We start from the raw sequence: 4309 nt of genomic DNA on the forward strand, positions 1-4309 counted from the left end.
GAGGCAGTCAGCATCAAAAGAGCCAGGGCATTACGAATTCAAATCCAGAATGAACTCCGTGACTCGGGCGGTTCTCCCAATGAATACTTTTTCAAAGAACATGATCAACTACATGCAAAAACTTAACCGGACATTACTGAGGAATTATATAATTACCGAACGGAGAAAAATACGATTTTGCTGGATGGGCACTTTTGCCTTATGGACTCTAGTTCAGTGATTCGGGAACTTCCTATGGCCTTATTTAAATCAATATTGCCATTCGCCATAGTTCTTTTGATAGATAAACCGTCAACTATTGCAGTTCGCATTTCAAATCGAGATGGGTGTGAATACAATGAAGAGTTAATATCCACTTTTCAAGACCGAGAAATAAAATGGGCTTCTTCAGTGGCTGCTGCCTTGGAAATCCCTATCAAAATTGTTGATTTATCATCAGATATTGAGAATCTTCCTGTTGAAGTGGGACAATTTTTGAGCAAGGAGAGCCATTAAGGTTTAGGATAATATGGCGACATTCTATGCTGTTATGCGATTATATTCCATAAGACGATGATATTCTTCTTAACATTTTTAGAAAAGCATATAAACATAAATGTCCCCATTTCTCGCCCCAGGATTGAACCCATTCCAAGGAATAAAGGGCTATGTGCGGAAGGTTTGTGGTTTATAATTTAAGAGAACATTTTCAAATTGACCAGACCTCGGTTCACGTTCAGCCAAACTACAATGTTGCACCCTCCCAGGAAATCCCCTTAATCCTCAAAGAGGACAGCAAAAGCCACCTGGAAAATTTTCATTGGGGCCTGGTTCCTTTCTGGGCAAAAGACAAATCCATCGGGAATCGCCTGATAAACGCCAGGCGGGAAACGGTAGCTGAAAAACCTGCATTCCGGGCAGCCTTTAAAAAAAGAAGGTGCCTGATACCCGCCAATGGGTTTTATGAATGGCGGGAAAAAGACGGGAAAAAGCAGCCCTATTACATCACCTTGCCATCTGATGATCCTTTTGCTTTTGCCGGTCTCTGGGAAACCTGGGACAAGGAAGATCCGCCCTATAAATCCTGTTTGCTCATCACCACGGCTGCAGCCGAATCCGTTCAACCGATCCATAACCGGATGCCGGTGATCCTGAAGCCGGAATATTATGAAAAATGGCTTGATCCGGATGCAAAGGACCCTAAGGAAATTCTTTCGGGCGGGATGTTCACGGAGTTCAAATTTTACCCGGTTTCAAAAAGGGTTAACAGCGCGGTGTGGAATGAGCCGGGGTGTATTGCGCGGGTTGGGGTTGGGGTTGGGGTTGGGGGGGGAATAGGGGGGATGTTTTATTAATCTTTGCTTCATAGGTATTGGCCGATTTCCGTTTTAATATAATCGTGGAGCTAATAATGATGTTCTCGTAAAAGTCTTAAAAACGCCATTTTTGCAAATTGCTAACTCATCATTTCAATGAGTTAGCAATTTTAAAACTGGAAATATTGACTTTTTACGGCTCCGCAAATAATATTTATTGGGTGTTAAAATTTTATTTTTCTATAAATTGACCGATATCTATTTTAACAAGTTTAAAATTAAATCATTATATTATTTATTTTGTTATCAGTAGTTAAAAAAATAATCGTGGTTATAAATGTGTTGACAAAAATAGTTTTTTATAGCAAGAGATACAGGCTTTAAAATAAATAAATGACTCAATTAAATCATGTTATTTCATATAAATACCTTATTTGTAACTCTAAGAGAATGGGAGAAATTGGAATGGGTCATGCTCTTTTGCCAGAGGAAATACTAATAGGTATGCTAAAAATTGGGAAATTTAATAAGTTTATAGCACCGAGTCATTTTTTGCACCGAACAGTTTACGACCTCAGAAAGAACGCAAAATTTACAGCTCTTTTAAAACCATTTCGATTTTCTGGATCCCCTGCCGCACCTTTTTCAGAGGTGCTGGAGCACGCCTTATTCAATCTCCAATATTCTAACAAATTAAAACGATTTAATCCTGATTTGGTAGAATATCAGACTTCTGAAGAAACAGATATATATTATGATAAAATTGTAAAACCCAAAATTGATTCTGATCTTCAAAAAACCATTTCTGATTTAGCACTAAAAATCACCAGTTTGCAAAGTAAGTCCTGATAAGCCAGTGCAAAAGAAAGAAGATTTTTTAAAAAACATTGAAGACTTCGCAGAAGCCTTTATTGGAACTGAAAAAAATTTTCAAATTTTCGCATCTGAAAAAATAATAAATGATGCTGTCTGGGGCACACATCGCTTTGAACCTTTCGAATTATCTGTAATTAGCCTGCCAATTATTCAACGGTTAAGACAAATAAGGCAGATGGGTTTTGTGAATTATGTGTATCCTTCAGCATTACACTCAAGGTTTGAACATACTTTAGGAACTGCAATACTGGCAGAAAAACTTTTTTTCAGTTCAAAGAAAAAAGGAGAAAAGTTTTTAGACGACAAAGATCTAATTAATATTAGACTTTCAGCTTTGTTACACGATATTGGGCATTGCCTATTCTCGCATTCATCAGAACTTCTTTATGGCGATTTACTTACTCCTTTTATTGAAGATGAAAAGTTCGAAGCAGACCCAAAACCCCATGAATATTTGACTTACAGGTTAATTAAGACCAAAGCTTTCTCTAATTTTTTTAGTTTTATTTCGAATAAATACAGAATAAGTATTGACCAAGCCGAAGTGGCAAATTTTGTTATTGGGTCGCCATCATCTGAAACAAATCGTTTTAAATCTAGTATTATTAATGGTGCATTTGATGCAGACAAACTTGACTATATTTATCGAGATAGCAGGTTTAGCGGACTGCCATTGCTATTAGATTTAGATAGATTGATGCATGAGATAGCAATATCAGATTTTAGGGAAATTAGAAGTGATATTGAGATAAAGGATCTTACTATTGGGATTTCTGGTGTTTCAAGTCTAGAACAAATTATTTTCAATAAAATGCTTCTTTTTTCAACTATATATCACCACCAAAAAGTTAAAGCTTGTGACTGCATGTTTAAAGGCGTTTATGAATATATTATTGAAAACAATATTGAGCTACCGTTTAGAGGTAAAAAACTCTCCTTTAGGAATGCATGTGATTTTCTTTGGTTTACTGATACGGAATTCATGGCAGTAGGGATTCAGACTGCCGATGATGAAATTCACCGTATGATCATAATATATTGTATAGGAGACCTTTGAAAAGAGCTTTAGTGATAAGTAGAAAAACGATTCATGCGGGTGATATTCTGCAGTTTCTGTCAACCAAAATTAATAATGAAGAAAAAGAGATTGAGCTACGAAGTATTGCAAAGAAAATTTGGGAGGATGCAGGAAAGCCATGTTCCAAACATGACGTATGGATTGATATACCTAAGCCTCCATCCTTTAAAGAATCATCAGCGACATTTATTAGGACAAATAAAACAGACGCGGATAAAGATCTTAAACCATTGTCGGAATTTTTTCCGACTCAGCAGTGGACAGATCAGTATAACACCCACAAGCTAAAAGGGCACCTTTTTTGTCCGGACGATTGCAAAGCTAAAATAGCCAAGTCAGCACTGAATATATTTAAAAGTGAATTTGGAATTATCTTCAAAACTGAAGCATATACGTCATGTAAAAACTTATTGTAGTAATTCGAGTCTTGACCCGCCTTTTAATCTGGGTCATGGGGAGGACCTTCGCATTTCCATATTCAATAATCATCCTGATTTCTGATCCACTTTCTTAATAAATTCTTTCTATTTTATCTTTGTAAGCTGGCCAAACGAGTTTCTTTATTTATTCAGGACCCTACCATCCCGAAACATAACCGGGTTTTCGATTCTTCTTGCGGACACCTGCATCGTTCATGCCGCATCTTTTTCACTTGTTTTCCGTGGGATTTCAGTATCACTTCTTAAAAATCATATAAATATAGAATTGCGAAGGGTTTGCCCATGCCCTTCCTGTTAAGCTCCCGTTTCGCGCTCTTGTTCGGCGGCTCGTCTCAATAGAAGAGCGCCGAGGAGCTTAAATTTGTTAATCACTTCTCAAGGGGCAAATCCACAAGCTTCTGAGCCTCGTTTACGATTGCCATTAGGGACCCTCCACCCTGCATATTTATCATCTTAACTATATCAGAGATGTCGGCATATTGAACAGCCGCCTTTGATGCCCTGTTGAATTCCACCATCCCCGGTGAGCTGTGATAATCTGCGGCCCATTTTTCTGACAAACTCCCATGACTTGAATTTACGGCTCGCGTTACTGGTACGACTCGCAAATACTGAAATCC

General features: G+C 37.7%; 6 protein-coding genes. 5 read left to right on the plus strand and 1 reads right to left on the minus strand.

From position 1 onward, the window contains the following. The first annotated feature begins 201 nt into the window (after positions 1-201). The 5 genes from KKD20_06835 (at position 202) to KKD20_06855 (ending at position 3665) form a co-directional block, all read left to right on the plus strand. Positions 202-495: a hypothetical protein gene (locus KKD20_06835; GenBank protein MBU4332789.1), complete on the plus strand. Its 294-nt coding sequence runs from the start codon at positions 202-204 to the stop codon at positions 493-495. 152 nt (positions 496-647) lie between these two features. Then, the gene (locus tag KKD20_06840; protein ID MBU4332790.1) at positions 648-1334 is read left to right on the plus strand and encodes an SOS response-associated peptidase; all 687 of its coding nucleotides are present in this window, start codon (positions 648-650) and stop codon (positions 1332-1334) included. A gap of 411 nt (positions 1335-1745) precedes the next feature. After that, entirely contained in the window at positions 1746-2144 is a 399-nt protein-coding gene (locus tag KKD20_06845) for a hypothetical protein (GenBank protein MBU4332791.1), read from the plus strand. Between the two features lie 7 nt (positions 2145-2151). Continuing rightward, the gene (locus KKD20_06850) at positions 2152-3228 is read left to right on the plus strand and encodes an HD domain-containing protein (protein ID MBU4332792.1); all 1077 of its coding nucleotides are present in this window, start codon (positions 2152-2154) and stop codon (positions 3226-3228) included. Beyond that, positions 3225-3665, plus strand: a complete 441-nt coding sequence (locus KKD20_06855; protein MBU4332793.1) for a hypothetical protein — start codon at positions 3225-3227, stop codon at positions 3663-3665. Before KKD20_06850 ends, KKD20_06855 begins: the two co-directional genes overlap by 4 nt. A 392-nt stretch (positions 3666-4057) precedes the next feature. Here KKD20_06855 and KKD20_06860 read toward each other — a convergent pair. After that, on the minus strand, positions 4058-4309 hold a 252-nt coding region (locus KKD20_06860; protein ID MBU4332794.1), incomplete at its 5' end, for a hypothetical protein.

It is taken from the genome of Patescibacteria group bacterium (genome assembly GCA_018896645.1).
Taxonomy (GTDB): Bacteria; Patescibacteriota; Patescibacteriia; order UBA2591; family JABMQE01; genus JAHIMF01.